The organism is Exilibacterium tricleocarpae (genome assembly GCF_007004655.1).
Taxonomy (GTDB): domain Bacteria; phylum Pseudomonadota; class Gammaproteobacteria; order Pseudomonadales; family Cellvibrionaceae; genus Exilibacterium; species Exilibacterium tricleocarpae.
The window spans coordinates 43,734-60,342 of the sequence record NZ_ML660116.1 but is presented as its reverse complement, the minus strand read 5'-3'; the positions used below and the strand labels follow the sequence as shown (position 1 = coordinate 60,342).

General features: G+C 54.7%; 15 protein-coding genes. 8 read left to right on the top strand and 7 right to left on the bottom strand.

Annotated elements, in window-relative coordinates:
- On the top strand, positions 1-311 hold a 311-nt coding region (locus tag FKG94_RS28855; protein ID WP_179957835.1), incomplete at its 5' end, for a hypothetical protein.
- Between the two features lie 172 nt (positions 312-483).
- On the opposite strand, the gene FKG94_RS27195 is transcribed toward FKG94_RS28855, so the two are convergent.
- Complete coding sequence (locus tag FKG94_RS27195; protein ID WP_142930105.1) at positions 484-2,880, bottom strand: zinc-dependent metalloprotease; 2,397 nt, start codon at positions 2,878-2,880, stop codon at positions 484-486.
- 647 nt (positions 2,881-3,527) lie between these two features.
- Here FKG94_RS27195 and FKG94_RS27190 point away from each other — a divergent pair.
- From FKG94_RS27190 to FKG94_RS27175, 4 genes are all read left to right on the top strand, one after another.
- Positions 3,528-3,737, top strand: coding sequence for a cold-shock protein (locus tag FKG94_RS27190; RefSeq protein WP_142930104.1), 210 nt, complete (start codon positions 3,528-3,530; stop codon positions 3,735-3,737).
- Between the two features lie 309 nt (positions 3,738-4,046).
- Positions 4,047-4,904, top strand: coding sequence for an SPFH domain-containing protein (locus tag FKG94_RS27185; protein WP_142930103.1), 858 nt, complete (start codon positions 4,047-4,049; stop codon positions 4,902-4,904).
- A 20-nt stretch (positions 4,905-4,924) separates the two neighbouring features.
- The gene (locus FKG94_RS27180) at positions 4,925-5,134 is read left to right on the top strand and encodes a type II toxin-antitoxin system antitoxin (protein ID WP_142930102.1); all 210 of its coding nucleotides are present in this window, start codon (positions 4,925-4,927) and stop codon (positions 5,132-5,134) included.
- A gap of 351 nt (positions 5,135-5,485) precedes the next feature.
- Positions 5,486-6,094, top strand: coding sequence for a trimeric intracellular cation channel family protein (locus FKG94_RS27175; RefSeq protein ID WP_246125440.1), 609 nt, complete (start codon positions 5,486-5,488; stop codon positions 6,092-6,094).
- 12 nt (positions 6,095-6,106) lie between these two features.
- Here the strand turns inward: FKG94_RS27175 and FKG94_RS27170 are convergent, their stop codons facing one another.
- The 3 genes from FKG94_RS27170 to FKG94_RS27160 form a co-directional block, all read right to left on the bottom strand.
- Complete coding sequence (locus FKG94_RS27170) at positions 6,107-6,574, bottom strand: GNAT family N-acetyltransferase (protein ID WP_142930101.1); 468 nt, start codon at positions 6,572-6,574, stop codon at positions 6,107-6,109.
- A 118-nt stretch (positions 6,575-6,692) separates the two neighbouring features.
- Entirely contained in the window at positions 6,693-7,868 is a 1,176-nt protein-coding gene (locus tag FKG94_RS27165; RefSeq protein WP_142930100.1) for a trans-sulfuration enzyme family protein, read from the bottom strand.
- A gap of 16 nt (positions 7,869-7,884) precedes the next feature.
- On the bottom strand, positions 7,885-9,273 hold the full coding sequence (locus FKG94_RS27160) for a pyridoxal-phosphate dependent enzyme (protein ID WP_142930099.1): 1,389 nt from the start codon (positions 9,271-9,273) through the stop codon (positions 7,885-7,887).
- Between the two features lie 512 nt (positions 9,274-9,785).
- Here FKG94_RS27160 and FKG94_RS27155 point away from each other — a divergent pair.
- Positions 9,786-10,469, top strand: a complete 684-nt coding sequence (locus tag FKG94_RS27155) for an RHS repeat-associated core domain-containing protein (RefSeq protein WP_142930098.1) — start codon at positions 9,786-9,788, stop codon at positions 10,467-10,469.
- Between the two features lie 13 nt (positions 10,470-10,482).
- On the opposite strand, the gene FKG94_RS27150 is transcribed toward FKG94_RS27155, so the two are convergent.
- From FKG94_RS27150 to FKG94_RS27140, 3 genes are all read right to left on the bottom strand, one after another.
- The gene (locus FKG94_RS27150; RefSeq protein ID WP_142930097.1) at positions 10,483-10,821 is read right to left on the bottom strand and encodes a hypothetical protein; all 339 of its coding nucleotides are present in this window, start codon (positions 10,819-10,821) and stop codon (positions 10,483-10,485) included.
- 350 nt (positions 10,822-11,171) lie between these two features.
- Positions 11,172-12,485, bottom strand: coding sequence for a glycosyltransferase (locus FKG94_RS27145; protein ID WP_142930096.1), 1,314 nt, complete (start codon positions 12,483-12,485; stop codon positions 11,172-11,174).
- A gap of 100 nt (positions 12,486-12,585) precedes the next feature.
- Positions 12,586-13,590 carry an AraC family transcriptional regulator gene (locus tag FKG94_RS27140; protein WP_142930095.1) on the bottom strand — a complete coding sequence of 335 codons (1,005 nt, stop codon included), beginning with the start codon at positions 13,588-13,590 and terminating at the stop codon, positions 12,586-12,588.
- Positions 13,591-14,095: 505 nt separating this feature from the next.
- Here FKG94_RS27140 and FKG94_RS27135 point away from each other — a divergent pair.
- On the top strand, positions 14,096-14,908 hold the full coding sequence (locus tag FKG94_RS27135; protein ID WP_142930094.1) for a hypothetical protein: 813 nt from the start codon (positions 14,096-14,098) through the stop codon (positions 14,906-14,908).
- A gap of 30 nt (positions 14,909-14,938) precedes the next feature.
- Positions 14,939-16,606: a GH3 family acyl-acid amido synthetase gene (locus FKG94_RS27130; protein ID WP_142930108.1), complete on the top strand. Its 1,668-nt coding sequence runs from the start codon at positions 14,939-14,941 to the stop codon at positions 16,604-16,606.
- Positions 16,607-16,609 lie beyond the last annotated feature (3 nt).

Sequence of the window (16,609 nt, the reverse complement as noted above, 5' to 3'; positions counted from 1 at the left end):
TTTATGAGGCAGAGGCCACTCCGTTTGCGATGGTGGACGACAGTGGCCAGGTGTTTGACCTGCGCTATGACGGTGAGGGTGTGCAGGTGACGGACACCGGTCAGACCATCGAGCAGGCGCCCCCGGCAGAGGAGGATTACAGTCACGTTGAGTTGAAGGAGGAGCAGCAGACGGGTGAGGAGAACAGCGAGCAGGCGCCGGCTGAGGGAGCCCCGGTCTCTGGAGAGGCGGGGGCCACAGCTTTAGCCGGCACCGGCAGTCTGGCCAGCCAGTATGAGGACGCTGTTGCAGCAGAGGAGGAGGCTGCCTAAACAGGTCAGCTTCCCTCCTGGCATTGATGCATACCGCTGATAGGGGCTAACGCGTTTTTACCGCCTGTCTTCCAAAGGGGATTGCATCATTCATCTAACCTGTTTGGATACTGCACCAGTTTATGTCGCACCGGTGTGGTATCCGGGTGAATGGCTTGGCGGCGGTCGTTTTCTAAATCGGCGACCCCGGCGGCAACTTCAATACCTCGAATTCACCTTTCCACTTGCCGCTCTCAAAGTAAATTTCGAGCTGTTGTGCCATGGCCGCCTTTTGTGGGTTTCTCGAATCTTTTTTCAGCCAGCGCGGCAGTTGCATCAACCGGTAGTACACCGCCGCTTTTACTTCCGGGGCCAGTGTGTTGCGCTCGAGTAACTGCACCAGGGCGTTCAGCACGACGTGGTCGAGACGGTATTTCAGCGGGTGGGCCGGTGACTTTCTGCCGCCACCACTTTTCAGCGTTTGCTCCAACAATCGCTCTACCAATATCGCCACGCCCGGTTGCGCGGCGTCGACACTGTGTTGCTGTGCCACCCGGTTCAACCGCTGCGGTTGCAACAGCAGCGACAGGGCATGGCCGGCCGCCGCCTCGCCGGCGCTGACCGGATCGAACGTAATGCCGCTGCGACTGTGAAAACTCTCCCGGGTGCGCTTGTCGCCGTAGGCCTTGGGCACGATCAACTGCTGCAGCGGCTCCGGTATGGCCAGGAACTCCGGCGAGACAATGCTGATCAGGGCGTCGACCGCCTGTAGCTGTCGCTCCGGGGCTACCACCTGTATCCCCTGCGGAGACGGATAATCGCCTTTGAGTTCGTATTGGTAAGTTACGCCGCCGACCAGCTTGGCCACGGCCTCGGCCTGGTAGCGGTGCAGTAAATAGATAGGCGCAAGACTTTCTTCCAGATTGGCCAGCGGCGTGCCCGCCGGAATGCTGTTGATACCGAAGTTCGCCAGCGCCACCCGGCGGATATCGAACAGGCGTTGCAGCTCTGCCAGGGGATCGGCGCCGTTGTCCCACAGGTGCCCCTGTGAGTTGGCGGCGCCGGCGCCCCTTGCATCCGGGTCGGACTGGTAGGCCAGGCCGCTGTCGCGGGCCTGTTGCATCAACGCCAGCAGGCCGGCCTGTTCCCGCTCGGCGTCGGGGTAGTCCTGATAGCCGTAGGCGATAACGTAGTTGTCCCAGGCGCCGGTTCCGCTCGCGTAGGCATTTTGTAGCGAAACGCGACCGTTTTGCAGGCTGAGTAATGGGTGTGGATAGTCCATCACGGAGGCGCGCTCGTTTTCACTGGCGGCGAAGTTATGGGCGATACCCAGCGTGTGGCCGACCTCGTGGGCCGATAGCTGGCGAATACGTGCCAGCGCCATCTGTTTCTGCGTCTCGGTAACCGTATTTTCACCGCTGAACGGACTGGTCAAACCCAGGGCAATCAAATAGTCGTGGCGCACCCGCAGCGAGCCCAGGGTGACGTGGCCCTTGATAATTTCGCCGGTGCGGGGATCGACCACCGAGGTGCCGTAGGACCAGCCGCGGGTGGCCCGATGTACCCACTGGATAACGTTGTAACGGACATCCATGGGATCGGCGTCGGCAGGCAGGTCCCGAACTTGAAAGGCGTTGTTGTAACCGATAGCGGCAAACGCGGCATCCCACCACAGGGCACCGTCGCGCAGGGCCTGTTTGATGGCAGGCGGCAGACCGGGGTCCAGGTAATAGACAATAGGTTCGACTGGATCGCTGCGCTCGGCCTGCGGATTGCGCTTTTGCAACCGGTGGCGGGGAATAAAGCGCTGTGCCATCGGTGCTTCGATGGGTACCGCGTAATCGAGGTGTTCCAGACTCCAGAATCCCGAGTAGGGATGGAAGCGCCGGGGCTGGTAGCCGTCGTCCGGGAGTCGAATCAGCGAGTGGTGCAGATGCACGGAAATGCTTTGCGGCTGCGGTGTCACCTGCTTGACGTAGGCGCCGGGTTTGGTGCCGGCGAAGGTTACCAGGGCCTCCAGTTCCGTGTTGTCCGGAAACGCCTTGGTGCGCGGCAGGTGCACGCCGCTGCGCTGCGGGTCGGGCTTGTAGGTGCCCTGTTTGGTCTTCGTCAGGCGATCGGCGATGCGGTGAATATCCGACAACAGGAAATCGGTGTAGTCCACCAGCAACTGCTCACCGCCCTGCGCCACTACCGGCAGGCCGGCGATCACCGAATCGGCAAATGCCTCATCGACGCTGGTGCGCTCGGCCGGGTTGCCACTGCCGGCGCGAAAACGGGTGTTGAGTTGTTTGAGCAGTACTTTGTCGCCGTAGTGTTCAAAGCGCACCAGGCGGGTCTCGCCCAGTTGCCCGCGGTCGAGGCCGATATCGTTGGAACCCACGCCCTGGGGAAGACTGCTTTGAAACAGGAACGGCTGGCGCGTGTCGCGGACCGTAAGATAGACCTTGCCGGTGGTCCGGTGATAGTAGAGATCAAATAATCCGGGTCGATGGATCATGTCGCGGGTGAAATCCGCAATGGATGCTGTACTGGCGTAGATCGGAGAAAGAAAACTGATACTGAGGAGCGCGAGTAACAAACGGACCATAGATGCCTCTGTCTGGCGGGTTTATCGAGAGAATATCTGCCCGCCGATTCTAAGTGTTTTCAGGGGGCCATACACCCTATTTTGCCGTTGCTGCAAACTGCCTGGGGGCGGGCCCGTGGTGTCCGTTTACCTTACCGGGTCGGTCGGCATTGCCTGGTATTTCCCTCATCTGTAGTGCGGATACTCCGGGCCAATCGCAGGCGCGAGTGCAAAGCGGCCGCCCGCCGGCTCGGCTGACGGAGCCGAATATTGCCCACGGCTCACCGGCTGGGCGTATCGCCCGTCGCCTGTGGTGGCCGGGATGGACTTTGTTGGCTGCCGGCGGCTGGCACGGCTATACACCCGGCGGTTAGCGGCTCCGGGCCCTGGCAAACGCTCACTCACCGTACTTACCGGCGGCAATTTTGGGGTGGTTACCCGAATGCAGCGATGAAATAAATTTGAAAAGTGCAATCAGGCTTTGACTTTATAGCCGCTGGGTATAACAATAGTCGCAGCTAGAAAGTACGGCCTATATTTATGTTCTACCATTACGACGTTCCATATGTAGTACATCGTCCTAGTTCTTCATAAGTAATCCCAACTCTTCTCAGCTAAAACCGGTCTCGCGAGAGGCTATCTGACTATTGATTTGAATGGATATAACTATGTCTGACACTACTACTGGAACCGTTAAATGGTTCAACGACAGCAAAGGCTTCGGTTTCATTGAGCAGGAAAATGGTCCTGACGTATTCGCCCACTTCAGCGCCATCCAAGGCAGCGGTTTCAAAACCTTGGCCGAAGGCCAAAAGGTCCAGTTCACCGTTACCCAAGGCCAAAAGGGCCCGCAAGCGGAAAATATCGTACCGTTATAAGATCGTACCTTTAGAAAGATAAGGATTGGCCCCGGGATTGTTAGGGGCGGGTTGATCCGGGTGGATCGCCCACTGTATTCCCGCGTACGCGCAGAATATCGAAAGCAAGGCCAGGGGCCTTGCTTTTTTTATGGGCGTTCACTTTGCGGTTTTCTTTTCTGCGACTGTGCCGGTTTCTTTGTCTGCCCGCCCTCTCATCTGCCTCTCTTGCATCATGCCGCTCCTGTTATTGCCTTTTTTGTCGCAGTATGCTTGAATGCATCTCAATGATATCAAATTGATATCATTGAGATGCAAAGGAGATCCGTCATGATAAAAGAAAAAAAGGCTTCCAGCACCTCTGGCTACAGCATGATTGTTGTGCTGTTGGTACTGCAGGTGGCTTCAGTATGGGCAATTGTGACCATGCCGGCGTTTTGGAACCTGGTCGCCGTCGTAGTGACCATCATTGTGCTTATCTGCTGGTTCGGGTTGTATATGGTGCACCCCAACCAGGGCAAGGTGATGCAATTGTTCGGCAAGTATGCCGGCACCGACCGCAGCGCCGGTCTGCGCTGGGCCAATCCGCTGTACAGTAAAACCAAAGTATCGCTGCGGGTGCGCAATTTCGAGAGCGGCAAGCTCAAGGTCAACGACAAGAACGGCAATCCCATTGAGATTGCCGCCGTGGTGGTGTGGCGGGTGGTGGATACCGCCGAGGCGGTATTCGAGGTGGATGACTACGAGGAATTCGTCACCATCCAGAGTGAGGCCGCCATCCGCAATCTCGCTACCCGCTACCCCTACGACAATCACGAGGCCGAGGAGATTTGCCTGCGCGGCAACGCCAAGGATATTGCCGAACTGGCCCGTAAGGAAATCCGGGCCCGCCTCGACAAGGCCGGCGTCGATGTGATCGAGGCGCGCATCAGTCACCTCGCCTACGCCCCGGAAATCGCCCAGGCCATGCTGCAGCGGCAGCAGGCCGGCGCCATAGTGGCGGCCCGGCATAAGATCGTCGAGGGCGCCGTGGGTATGGTGGAACTGGCGCTGGAGAAGTTGAAGCAGCAAAACGTGGTTGAACTGGACGAGGAGCGCAAGGCGGCGATGGTCAGCAACCTGATGGTGGTGCTCTGCGGCGACCAAAACACACAACCGGTTGTAAATGCGGGAACGCTATACAACTAAACAGCTTCGGGTATTCAACGGTGGCAAAAAAAGCCTATCCTTTGCGAATTCACGCCGATGTGCTGGCGGCTATGCAACGCTGGGCCGACGATGAGCTGCGCAGCGTCAATGCGCAGATCGAGTATGTCCTGCGCGACGCCCTGGTGCAGGCGGGGCGGGTAAAAGTGGTGCAGCAGGTGACAACTGAAATTATCGCCGCCGATGCGCCGGAGAGAGAACAAGATATTTAATTTACGCTGTGCTTTTGAGGATGGAATAGCGCGCACTAAAGAGAGGCGCCTAAGTAGAGACGGTGCCAATTGAACGGCCTGCCGCTGGGTGGGGCTCTCAGAAACACGTCGTGAACCCCTCCCTGGGGACTCGCCTAAAGCGCCTACTGTTGGTCTCGACAGCATCCCTGCTGTCGAGAGTTTCTGAGAGCCCCACCCAGCGGCAGACCTACCCCCGGTATTCTTAATCAAGTTCCATAGAAATACGGGGGCCGATAAATTGTGCTTGAGTAAGCGGTATCATGGGCGCAATGGATATAGGGCGCTAACCGCATCGGGACAGCGGCGACAAAGACGGGGGAATTTCAGTCGTTGGCAATAGAACAACTTATGTACCTGGTGGGCCTGTCGGCGGGCCTGGTCTTCGCCATCAGCGGTGCCCTGGCAGCGGCCGAGCGCAACCTGGATATCGTCTCGTTTATGTTGATCGGCACGGTCACCGGTATTGGCGGCGGCACCCTGCGTGACCTTATTCTGGACGCCCCTGTGTTCTGGATCGGCGATACGCTGTATCTGTGGGGCTGTCTGCTGGGGTCCGTAGCCACTTACTTCTTCAACCGCTTTATCGCCGCCAGGCACAGTTTGCTGGTATGGATGGATGCGGTCGGCATGGCGCTGTTTTGTGTGGCCGGCACCGCCAAGGCCCTCAGCCTCGGGGTGCCGCCGATCGTTGCCGTTACCATGGGCGTGATCACCCCCACGTTTGGTTCGCTGCTGCGCGATGTCATTCTCAATCAAAACCCGGTGTTGCTGGGGCCGGAGATCTACGTCACCGCCTGTGCCCTGGGGGCTCTTGTCTACCTCGGTTTGCACAGCCTGGGCATTGCCGAGACCACCGCGCTGCTGGTGGCGATGGGCTGTGCCCTGGGGCTGCGCGGCGCGGCAATTATCTGGGATTTACGGCTGCCGAAATTTGCCTGAGTGGCGCCGGGATTACTCCAGCGGCTTACTGCAGCGGATCAGCTCTTCGTCATAGCCCTGGCGCGCGTAGAGCCCGCGGGCGCGGGTATTGTTGCCGAAGACATGCAGTGACATGCTCAGCGCGCCTCGCTCCTGCGCGCAACGCTCGGCGTCTTCCAGCAACTGCCGGCCGATACCGCGGCCCTGGGCATCGCGGGTCACGGCCAGCGCCTCGACGTGAGCGCTGGGCTCATGGCTCAGCAGCTCTTCGCAGAGGCTGACCAGGATAAAACCCAATAGCTGGCCGTTGCTGTCAGTGGCCAGGCGACAAAAGCAATCGTCTCTCGTCCCCGCCAGATGCGCTGCCAGCATGTCGGCGTCGCCGCGCCAGAGGTCTTTAGGGTTGCGGTGGGCGGGCACGTCGAAGTCTGCCAGCCGCGGCATCAAATCCATCAGTGCGGCCTTGTCGGCAGCGGTGGCAGTGCGAAATATCGGATTCATATCAGTAGCTTCCGCCGGTGGTATTGGCCGGGTGCGATACCCGGTTCTAGTTGCAAATAACAGCCGCGACCGCGCAGTGCCGTCCGGCAATAACGTGAAAAGGGGACGCCCCAGACCTTTAACCTAACGCCTGGGCCAGGTCCCGGCGCAAATCCTCCAGGTCTTCCACCCCGACGCTCAAGCGCACCAGGTTGTCCATAATCCCCAGGGCCCGGCGCTGGGCCTCGGGAACTGAGGCGTGGGTCATAATGGCGGGGTGGTCCACCAGGCTTTCGACACCGCCGAGGCTCTCGGCCAGGGCGAACAGCTCCAGCTTTTCGAGAAAGGCCCGCGAGGTGTCCAAGCCGCCCTTCAGCAGCAGCGTCACCATACCCGAAAAGCCGCTCATCTGCCGCCGCGCCAGGTTGTGCTGCGGATGGCTGGGCAGCCCGGGGTAAATCACCTTTTCCACTTGCGGATGGGATTCGAGCCATTGCGCCAGCGCCAAGGCATTTTCGGCGTGGCGCTGCATGCGCAGCGGCAGGGTTTTCAGGCTGCGCAGCACCATAAAACTGTCGAACGGACCGGCCACGGCACCGGTGGCGTTTTGCAGGAACGCGAGCTGTTCCGCCAGTGCCGCATCGGCCGTCACCAGGGCGCCGCCGACCATATCGGAGTGGCCGTTGAGATACTTGGTGGCGGAGTGCAGCACCAGATCGAAGCCGTGATCCAGAGGCCGCTGGAAGTAGGGCGAGGCGAAAGTGTTGTCGCACAGCGTCAAGATACCCCGCGGCCTGGCAAGTTCCGCAACGGCCGCCAAGTCCGCCAGCTTCAGCAACGGATTGGTGGGCGATTCCACCCAGATCATACCGGTGTTGTCGGTAATGGCCGCTGCCAGCTTGTCGGGTTGGCTCAGGTCGACAAACTCAAACGTCAGGTTCGAGTTTTTCTCCCGCACTTGTTTAAACAACCGGTAGGTGCCGCCGTAGAGATCGTCCATGGCGATCACCTGGTTTCGGTGCGGGGGCAAATGGCTGGCGAGTAAATCGAGCGCGGTGTTCTCCGCCGCCAGACCCGAGGCGAAGGCAAAGCCGGCGACGCCGTTTTCCAGATCGGCAAGACAGCGTTCGTAGGCGAAGCGGGTCGGGTTGTGAGAGCGGGAATATTCATACCCCTTGTGCACGCCGGGACTGTCCTGCACGTAGGTGGAGGTGGCATAAATGGGGGTCATGATGGCGCCGGTGGACGGGTCCGGGGCCTGGCCCGCGTGGATGGCGCGGGTGGCGAAACCGCGCCGCTTACTGCTGTCTGACATGGTGGTTCCTCAGGGATTAATGGCCCAGCTCTTCGCGCAGGTGGTTGATGACATCGATGCGGGTGATCAGACCGTAGAATTGTTGGTCGTCGGCGATAATCGGTACCATGCCCTTGTCGAACAGCGGAATCAAGTCGTCCAGTTTGGCCGTGGGCGGTACGGTTTTCAGGTTTTGGCTCATGGTGCCCGCCACCGGGTCGCCGAAGTGATCCTCCTGCGACTTTACCGCCAGCAGCACATCGGTCTCGTCGAGAATACCGGCCAGTCTGCCGTCCTCCGCGACCACCGGCAATTGCGAAACTTCGTAGAGTTTCATTTTGCCGTAGGCGGCCATCAGTGTGTCGTTGGGGCGTAAAGTGACAACGTCGTGACTGGCGTAGTGGTGAGAGATAAAGTCCCGCAGGTCGCCGAACGTTTCCTTTTGCAGAAAGCCGTGATCTTTCATCCAATAGTCGTTGTAGGCCTTGGAGAGATATTTATTGCCGGTGTCGCAGACAAAGGTCACTACCCGCTTGGGGGTGGTCTGGGCGCGGCAGTAGCGCAGCGCTGCGGCAATCAGGGTGCCGGAGCTGGTGCCGGCGAGAATACCCTCTTTCAACAGCAGTTCGCGCACCACCGCCAGCGCTTCGCGATCGGGAATGCTGTAGGCTTTGTCCACCAGTGACAGGTCGAGAATATCCGGCACGAAGTCTTCGCCGATGCCCTCCACCACCCAACTGCCCACCTCTTTGGCGGGAGTGCCGGTCGCCACCGCCTCGGCCAGTACCGAACCCTCGGGGTCGGCGAGAATGATATCGATGTCCGGGTTCTTCTGTTTCAGGAAGCGACCGTTGCCGGTCACGGTGCCGCCGGAGCCCACGCCGGCCACAAAGGCGTCCACATCGGCTTGCATCTGTGCCCAGATTTCCGGGCCGGTGGTGGTTTCATGCGCCAGTACGTTGGCCGGATTGCCGAACTGGTTGATAAAGAAAGCGTTGGGGGTTTCTGCGGCGATGCGCTCGGCCATATCCTGGTAGTACTCCGGGTGGCCCTTGCCGACGTCGGAGCGGGTGAGCACCACTTCCACCCCCATGGCCTGCAGGTGCATGATTTTGTCGCGGCTCATCTTATCGGGGATGACCAGCTTCAGCTTGTAGCCTTTTTGGTAGGCCACCAGGGCCAGCCCCAGGCCGGTGTTGCCGGCGGTCGCCTCTACCAGGGTGCCGCCCGGTTTGATCAGGCCCTCGGCTTCGGCGGCATTGATCATGGACAGGCCGATACGGTCTTTGATGGAGCCGCCGGGGTTTTGGCTTTCCAGTTTCAGGTAGAGTGCGCAGGGACCGGTATCCAGGCGGTTGACCCGCACCATCGGGGTGTTGCCAATCAGGTCCAGTACCGAGTCGGCCGGTGGATTCACGTTCAACATGGGGAGTCCTCTCATCTTTTGGGCAATATTACGCTATGTTGGAGTCTAGTGCTCTGACCAGTAAATCTTTTACCTCAAAACGGGTTTTGGTTCCCTTAACCAGCCCGCTCTCAACCCGGGCATAGTCCTTCGGGACACGGGCTAGGCGCCCCCCGATTTATACCCGCAAGCGGGCCCGGCCCGAAATCATGGATTTCGGTCGTTCCGCGGAGCGAAGCAGTGCTTCGCTGATGCCCGCTCCACCCCTGTAGGCTCTGCGCCTGCATCCTTGCTGGCGAAGGTCCCGAAGGACTATGCCCGGATTGAGACCTAAGTGCCACCGAGGTGAAAGTATTTTCTGACTGGCGCGAAGGGCAACAGGTTTACTTCGGTGAAATGAAATACAGGCCAGTGTGTCAACTGTGTCAAAAAAACCGGAAATAGGGTGTTTTTCTCGATCGAGTGAGACGACGTAGCCACCGGCAAGCCCTACAGTTCCCTGTCTAACACTACTCAATCAAGGATTAAAACAGATGCGTATACTTGCGCTGATTCTGGTGCTGGATGTCTATGGATTTAACACGGTGTTGGCTGGCGAAACAATGGAGTCCCACCGCTTTATCGGCGAGCGTCCGCAGGGGGGCGGGTCGATGTTGTTAAATACGCGGTATTACGACCCGGTGCTGGCCCGCTTTATATCGGCGGACCCGTCAGCCCCCCTGGCGGATGGCGTTGGGCTTAATCGCTACACGTATGGATTCAATAATCCTGTGTCTCTCAAAGACCCGACCGGGCTTGCCGCCTCGGGCGAGGGGGGTGAAGGTGACCGTGGCAGGGGGCTGTCAGAACCCTCCGACAGTGATCTCGGTGAAGACGGCAGCGAGGCGGATGGCGGGGATGCCGATGCCGGTTTTGCCGCAGCCCAGGCTATTAACGACTTCTTGGATGAGGCGGAGACGGTGCTTGATGGCCTGGAGGAAAGTTTGCAAGACCTGCGCGACCAGGTGCAGCAACACGAGCAGGCCTATGAGGACGCCTTAGAGGAGTCTGACAGATTGCAAGAGGAGGGAAAATTTGATGAGGCACGGGATGCGCTACAAGACGCCATAACAGAGAATATCGGGCGCATGGATGCCATGGATGCCGCCCGCGGCATCATGGATGATATCCAGGCTATTGAAGGGGTGATCGACGATGTAGATGGCGAGAAGCTATAGAGAAGTGCGAGCACTACGGTATCTGACTGGCTCGACCGGACTGGCTACACCTGACAAAATCAGCCACGAAATCCAGAGCCTGCGCCGCACGGTTTTCAGTCGCTAAACTTGCAGGCATTCGCAGCGCAAGATCCACACCCTGGGCAGAGCCGGCCAAGGTGAAAAACATCGGTATGGCGCTCTCCTCGGCCGGTATAAAGAAGCAGGTCTTTGCTGTAAAACCACCGCCCGCATAGCTGTCCAGGGGTAACAACCCGAGGTTGGATATCAGGTCATTGAAGCGAAAGCGGCCATTATTTAAACGTTTTCTATTGGCTTTATCATTAATCTTCCGCATGGTTCGAAGTGGCAACCATCGCTGCCAAGCCCATTCCACTGCGAGCCGTCGATAACTCTTATCGGTGCGGTGTCGCCTTGAACCACCCACCGCGTCATCCCTAATTTTCCGACCATCCGCAGTCGGCTGGAACTGTTTGCCTTGGAGGCAATGGCGACTGCATCCCTCCAAGCCTGTTCACAGAACTGACCCTCCCCTTCAATTGTCATCTGGTTCATGCAAGGTGAATGCCTGGGTTTATCAAAACTGTCAAAGCAGACATAGTAGCGTTCCACCGGCGTCAACTTCCGTTTTAGGTAGGGTATTGATTGCATTTTATCTCTCTTGGCGATAGGTGGTGATAAGCCATGAACAGGCACTGTATTTCAATTAGCTGCCGCAATGGTCGCAGACGTTGCATCGCCGGCGTCAGGAGAGTCGGCACATTTTGCGATGCATTCTATGTTCTTAACATAAGCTTCGATGCGATCACCTATATATACGAGGTTATTGCTTTGCAACATACGGCTGCGGTGAGCACAAAGGTTTCTTATTTCCAATGACTGCAGGGCGGTTTTTACTTTTGGCACCATAGCGTCTGCCAGAAAGTGTTTGCGTTTGATACAGACGCCTAGTCCAAACGCTTCTATTCGATTGCCGTTATCAAACTGATCATTGGCCACGGGTACAATAACCTGCGGTATTCCAGCCCTTATCGCTTCGCTAATTGTGCCGATACCGCCCGGGTGTATCAAAATAGAGGCTCGGGCAAGTAGTACACCCAAGGGCGAAAAATCTACATGTCTTACGTATGCCGGCAGGGTTTTCGGTAACATATCCTTGTGTAACGTGAGCAGTATAGCAGGCTTTTCCAGCTGTTCTGCGATTGTAACTGCCTCATAAAAAAAAGACTTTGCCTTTTTATTAGCAGTGCCTCCGGTAAATATCATCGGATTGGGGTGGCGGTCTAAAAAAGATTCTATATCACTGTCCAAAACCTGCTGATTTAGCGCAGGCAATGGAAATCCAACCAGTTCGCTGTGTGCCGGCCAGTGCTTATCCATTCTCATAAACCACTCCGGCACGAGGCCGAACACCTTCTCGGGAGATTCATACCATTTATGCAGTATGCGGTGTGCCGGCGATAGGCCAATGCTGCTCCTAACTTCATTAATCGCGGATTTAATAAGTGGATCGACCATCAGCTTGTCGTAGAGATACCATATACTGCGGGGCCACCAGTCGGGCAGCCAGCTTTTAAATAAAGGGTGTTTAGGCAAGTCGCTAAGGGATCGAAACTGAACGGGTGCCAATTTAACAGTAGCTAGGGGGATATTGAATTTTTCAGAAGCTATGCGGGCGCCGAAACAAAAACCCGTGGACAAGAGGACTGTTTCGCCGGGAATATAGTGCTGCAAGATAATCTCATAAACCGGGCGAATTGCGGGCAGGAGGACTTTCTGTGCGAAGGTTTTTGCACTTTTGCGGCCATCGACTAATCGGGGATCGTCTAAAACATTTTGGTAGTCTTCTTTGTTTGAATAAGCACACAGCGTCAATGCGTTTCTATCACATAGCGCCTGGAAATAGCCACTGGCAACAATTTTAACCTCATGCCCCCGGCGTTGCAGTTCTGCGCCAATATTGACAAAAGGTACAACATCACCAAAGCTGCCGGCTGTAACCAGTATAAATCTCATTATCACCTCTTAAAAACTATCCGCACAAGCATCCGAACAACTTACAAAATGAAGGTTCACCGATATATCGGTATTAGGTAAGAGCCAGGTCCTATTGACGCTAGGTCGCCTCAGCTTTGGTTGATTTCCGAAACGCACTCGGCGGCTTGCCAGACCAGCGACGAAATGCCCTGCGAAAATTGGCTTTGTCGCTGTAGCCCAGACTAAACGCAATGTCTTCCATCGGCATATCGGTTTCCTGCAAATACCGAAGGGCTTTGGAGTAAAGTACTTCGTCCCGCAGTTGTTTGAAAGAGTATCCATGGGCATTGAGTTGACGCCGGCAGGTTCTCGGTGACAAATCCAGTTTATCGGAGACCTGTTCTAAGCTTATAAACACATCTTTCTCGCGACCAACCATTGCTCTGATCTGGTTTACAATATGCCCGGATGGACTGTGTTTACCGACCGGCTTTTCATGTTTCTGGCCAATTGGCACATAAAGCCGCTCGAGCGACTTTTTCTCAAATCGTATTTGTGTCGAGTCACAATCGTAACGGATATTCGTAGTAAACCTCTCGTTATACTTGTTGCCGGCATAAGTAGGCATAGGGTAATCCAGCACAATCTCTTCTATTTGTATGTATCTATCACACATTAGCTTAAAGCTGCTTAGAATCACTTCGATGATAAAAATCCGGATAACATCCAGTGCCCTGACAACGTCGATAGTGATAGCGGCATACTTTTCGGTAACATCCAGTTCAAGCTTCACCGGCGGAAAGCGAATCTTGAGATACTCAATGCCGGCGGAGAGAATGAACCCTATACTCAAACCCTGAAACGCATTCGGGCACGAGAGACCATGGGAGGAAAAATTCAGGTGACTGCCTAAATCCAGTGCAAGAAATTCATTGTTTGAAACTTTCTGTAGTTTCAGGATAAGTTTTTTTAATTGAGACGTTGTAACTTTAGATTCCGGCTCAAGAAAAGAGCGGCGTTTAATGTCACAGTCCTTTAAAATGACATCAACTTTGCAGCCCTCCTCCTCAACCAGTGTGACCAATTTTGCAGCATAAAGGATAGGAATGGTTGGAGAATCAAACTCTAAAGGGCCTGTTTTCATATTGTGTTTACACAATACCTTTTCTAAACATAGTGAAATTTTTCGGATCTATCCGAAGCTTTGGACAGAACATATTATGAAATACGGTAGTATTTTTGGTGTTTCAGCCCGACTTATGCTATGCCGCTGCTTCGGCTTCAGAAAAACGTCTACCACAGCACATCGCCAGTATCGTATCACTGTTGTGGAATATCATAATGCAGCCATTTTCGCAATTTCCAGAGAATGCGGTTTGCTGCGCACCGGTATTGCTAGGCCAATCACAAAACGTGATTTTGAACAAAACCATGACCGCTAAAGACCTCTTGGTGACCCCTTTAAACCTTTTCGCAATCCAATGCCTTGCGCACACTCCGTCTATATTTTTCAACTCAAGAAAACTTCGTTTCCAAGCCAACTAATCTTATTTTTTTGTCACCAAATTTCGTTTCAATTGAAACTCGGGTCATGCTCCGGTGTCGTTTCGAGTCAACAGCATCACAGGAAATTAGCGAAGGTACTACCAATGGCAAAACAGCAAAGCAGTCTTGAAGCCAAATATGTATTAATCGAAAAACTCTCGCTGCAACAAGTTTTGGGTATGTATGCAGTATTTATAAAATATTACAACTGTGTTGAACAAGATGTATTTATTCAAGATATGATTGCGAAAGACGGCGTAATCATCCTTATGGAAAAGACGACAAAAAGAATAGTTGGGTTTAGCACGTTAAAAACATTTGAAATGAATCTCGGCGGCCGCAAGTCTATCGGCGTATTCAGTGGTGACACAATACTTGAACGTCAATATTGGGGGGATCGTTCATTGCATAAAAGGTTTTCAACTTACCTTTTTGGTTTAAAGCTATCCAACCCAGTGACTCCCATCTATTGGTTGCTAATCTCCAAGGGATATAAAACCTATTTGCTGCTGGCAAACAATTTCTTGTCGTATTATCCAAGAGTCGATACGCCTGTTGACAAAAAATCTAAAAGTCAGTGCAAAAATCTGGAGTTGGTCGTTAGAAATTACTGTGAAACATTGTTTGAGAAGTCCTTTAATAAAGAAAAAATGCTTCTGGAGTTCGGCGAAGATAGCCAAAGGCTAAAGGAAAATGTTGCAGAGATCACTGATGAAATGCGCTCCAAACACGCGAAAATCGACTTCTTTGTCGAAAAGAACCCTGAGTGGCACAAAGGTGTAGAGTTGCCTTGTGCCGGAGAGGTCTCCTTTAAGTTATTTGCCGCCTATTTTCTCAAGCTGTGCAAAGGCAAGTCGGTGAAGAAGGCCGATGTCAATACGCAAGTGCCGGCTGGAAAAGAGGTGGCGGCGACATAATTTAAGCACCTTGATACAGAGAAGTAAGTGATGCTTAATCATCAGACCAGCAAAATTGCCCATAAACTTGCAAAACTTGCCAGTTACAACGGTTGTAGGAAATTCATAAGAGGCACACAACAACTTGAAGCGACACAGCAAGGCCGTTTAAAGTCAATTCTGCATTTTTCCCAAGCGACAGAGATCGCACAACGGTACCATCTGCATACAGTTGATTCACTACAGAGCTTCAGAGATCAGGTCCCGGTCACCGACTACAGCGACTGGTCCTCTTGTATTGAACGGCAGCGCAGCACCGGGCTTACGGCAGTTACCAATGCCCAGTGCGACCGTTACCAGCCGACCAGCGGCTCGACCTCCGCTATTAAGTGGATACCTTATACAAACGTGTTTCTCGACGAGCTTGATGCGGCGATTTCACCCTGGATGTGGGATATGTATTGTCGTTACCCGGGTATCAGTAAAGGCAGCCATTACTGGTCTTTATCCTGGGTTCCCACCTCACTGCGCAAGCAAATAAGCGGCAATGTGAACGATGATATGAAGCTATTGCCGTTATGGAAGCGCTTGTTTATGTCGGCCATCATGGCGGTGACCGATGAGGTGTCACAAACCAATACCTCCGAACAGTCGCTATTTTCAACGCTGTGCTATTTGGCGGCAGATCGCTCACTGTCAATGATTTCTGTCTGGAGTCCGACGTTTGCCATTAATCTGTTGGAAAATATGGGCCGCTATCGCAATGCAGTTGCCGAAACCCTCGCCACAGGGGAGTGGAATCACTTCGCCGGTGAGCTACAGGCAATGGGTCCACCTAAATCGAGTCGGGCTGCACAGCTATTAGCGGCGTGGAATGGCAAGCCCGATCCGGAATTTGTTGCTGCACTCTGGCCCAATCTCGCCCTGGTGAGTTCATGGGATACCTCGACGTCGGCGCGTTGGGCAAAACAACTTCGAGGATTGTTTCAACGGCCAGATTTCCAAGGCAAAGGGCTGTGGGCGACAGAGGGCGTTATCACAATTCCTTTTTCCGGAAAGTATCCGCTTGCGGTAAATAGTCACTTTTATGAATTCATGGATTTACAAGACAATAACATCTATAGCGCCTGGCAACTTAGAAAGAACCAGATCGTCAAGCCTCTCTTGACAACGGGCAGCGGCCTGATGCGTTACGCCATGAAAGATAAAATGCAGGTTGTAGATTTTATGAATGAGTGTCCCTGCTTTGAATTTTTAGGGCGCATGGACGGGACAGATATGGTAGGCGAAAAAATGAGTAATGAACTCGCCGCTCAATTACTCAGCCAGGTTGAGCCGCAGTCTCAGGCGTTTAAGCCTATTAGTCTGGTAGCTATACCGGCTGCATCAAACCGGCCCCCCTTTTATCTGCTGCTCTGTGAAGGCACTTCTCGCGGGTCCGATGAGAGGGATAGAGTTGCCGCGATGCTTGAGGAAGGCCTGAGTCAACATTTTCACTACAAGTTAGCGCGAGATCTGACTCAGCTTGGTCCGGCCCAGTGTGTGGTTACCGAAAATGCGTGGGAACTCTACCAGGAACGGTGCCGGCGACGGGGAATGGTTATAGGGAACATTAAGGTAGAGCCGTTGGTGTGCTGGGATGATCAATTGCCCGATGAGTTTGATTCTGACTCCGCATCAGTCGAGCCGATCCGTCAACCGACAGCAAAAATAGCATAGTCG

Bases quoted from the DNA above. Each gene is read 5' to 3' on its own strand.
- FKG94_RS27140 (WP_142930095.1), bottom strand. From the start codon at position 13,590: ATGAAAACAGGCCCTTTAGAGTTTGATTCTCCAACCATTCCTATCCTT.
- FKG94_RS27170 (WP_142930101.1), bottom strand. From the start codon at position 6,574: ATGAATCCGATATTTCGCACTGCCACCGCTGCCGACAAGGCCGCACTG.
- FKG94_RS27160 (WP_142930099.1), bottom strand. From the start codon at position 9,273: ATGTTGAACGTGAATCCACCGGCCGACTCGGTACTGGACCTGATTGGC.
- FKG94_RS27135 (WP_142930094.1), top strand. From the start codon at position 14,096: ATGGCAAAACAGCAAAGCAGTCTTGAAGCCAAATATGTATTAATCGAA.
- FKG94_RS27130 (WP_142930108.1), top strand. From the start codon at position 14,939: ATGCTTAATCATCAGACCAGCAAAATTGCCCATAAACTTGCAAAACTT.
- FKG94_RS27165 (WP_142930100.1), bottom strand. From the start codon at position 7,868: ATGTCAGACAGCAGTAAGCGGCGCGGTTTCGCCACCCGCGCCATCCAC.
- FKG94_RS27195 (WP_142930105.1), bottom strand. From the start codon at position 2,880: ATGGTCCGTTTGTTACTCGCGCTCCTCAGTATCAGTTTTCTTTCTCCG.
- FKG94_RS27145 (WP_142930096.1), bottom strand. From the start codon at position 12,485: ATGAGATTTATACTGGTTACAGCCGGCAGCTTTGGTGATGTTGTACCT.
- FKG94_RS27185 (WP_142930103.1), top strand. From the start codon at position 4,047: ATGATAAAAGAAAAAAAGGCTTCCAGCACCTCTGGCTACAGCATGATT.
- FKG94_RS27155 (WP_142930098.1), top strand. From the start codon at position 9,786: ATGCGTATACTTGCGCTGATTCTGGTGCTGGATGTCTATGGATTTAAC.
- FKG94_RS27190 (WP_142930104.1), top strand. From the start codon at position 3,528: ATGTCTGACACTACTACTGGAACCGTTAAATGGTTCAACGACAGCAAA.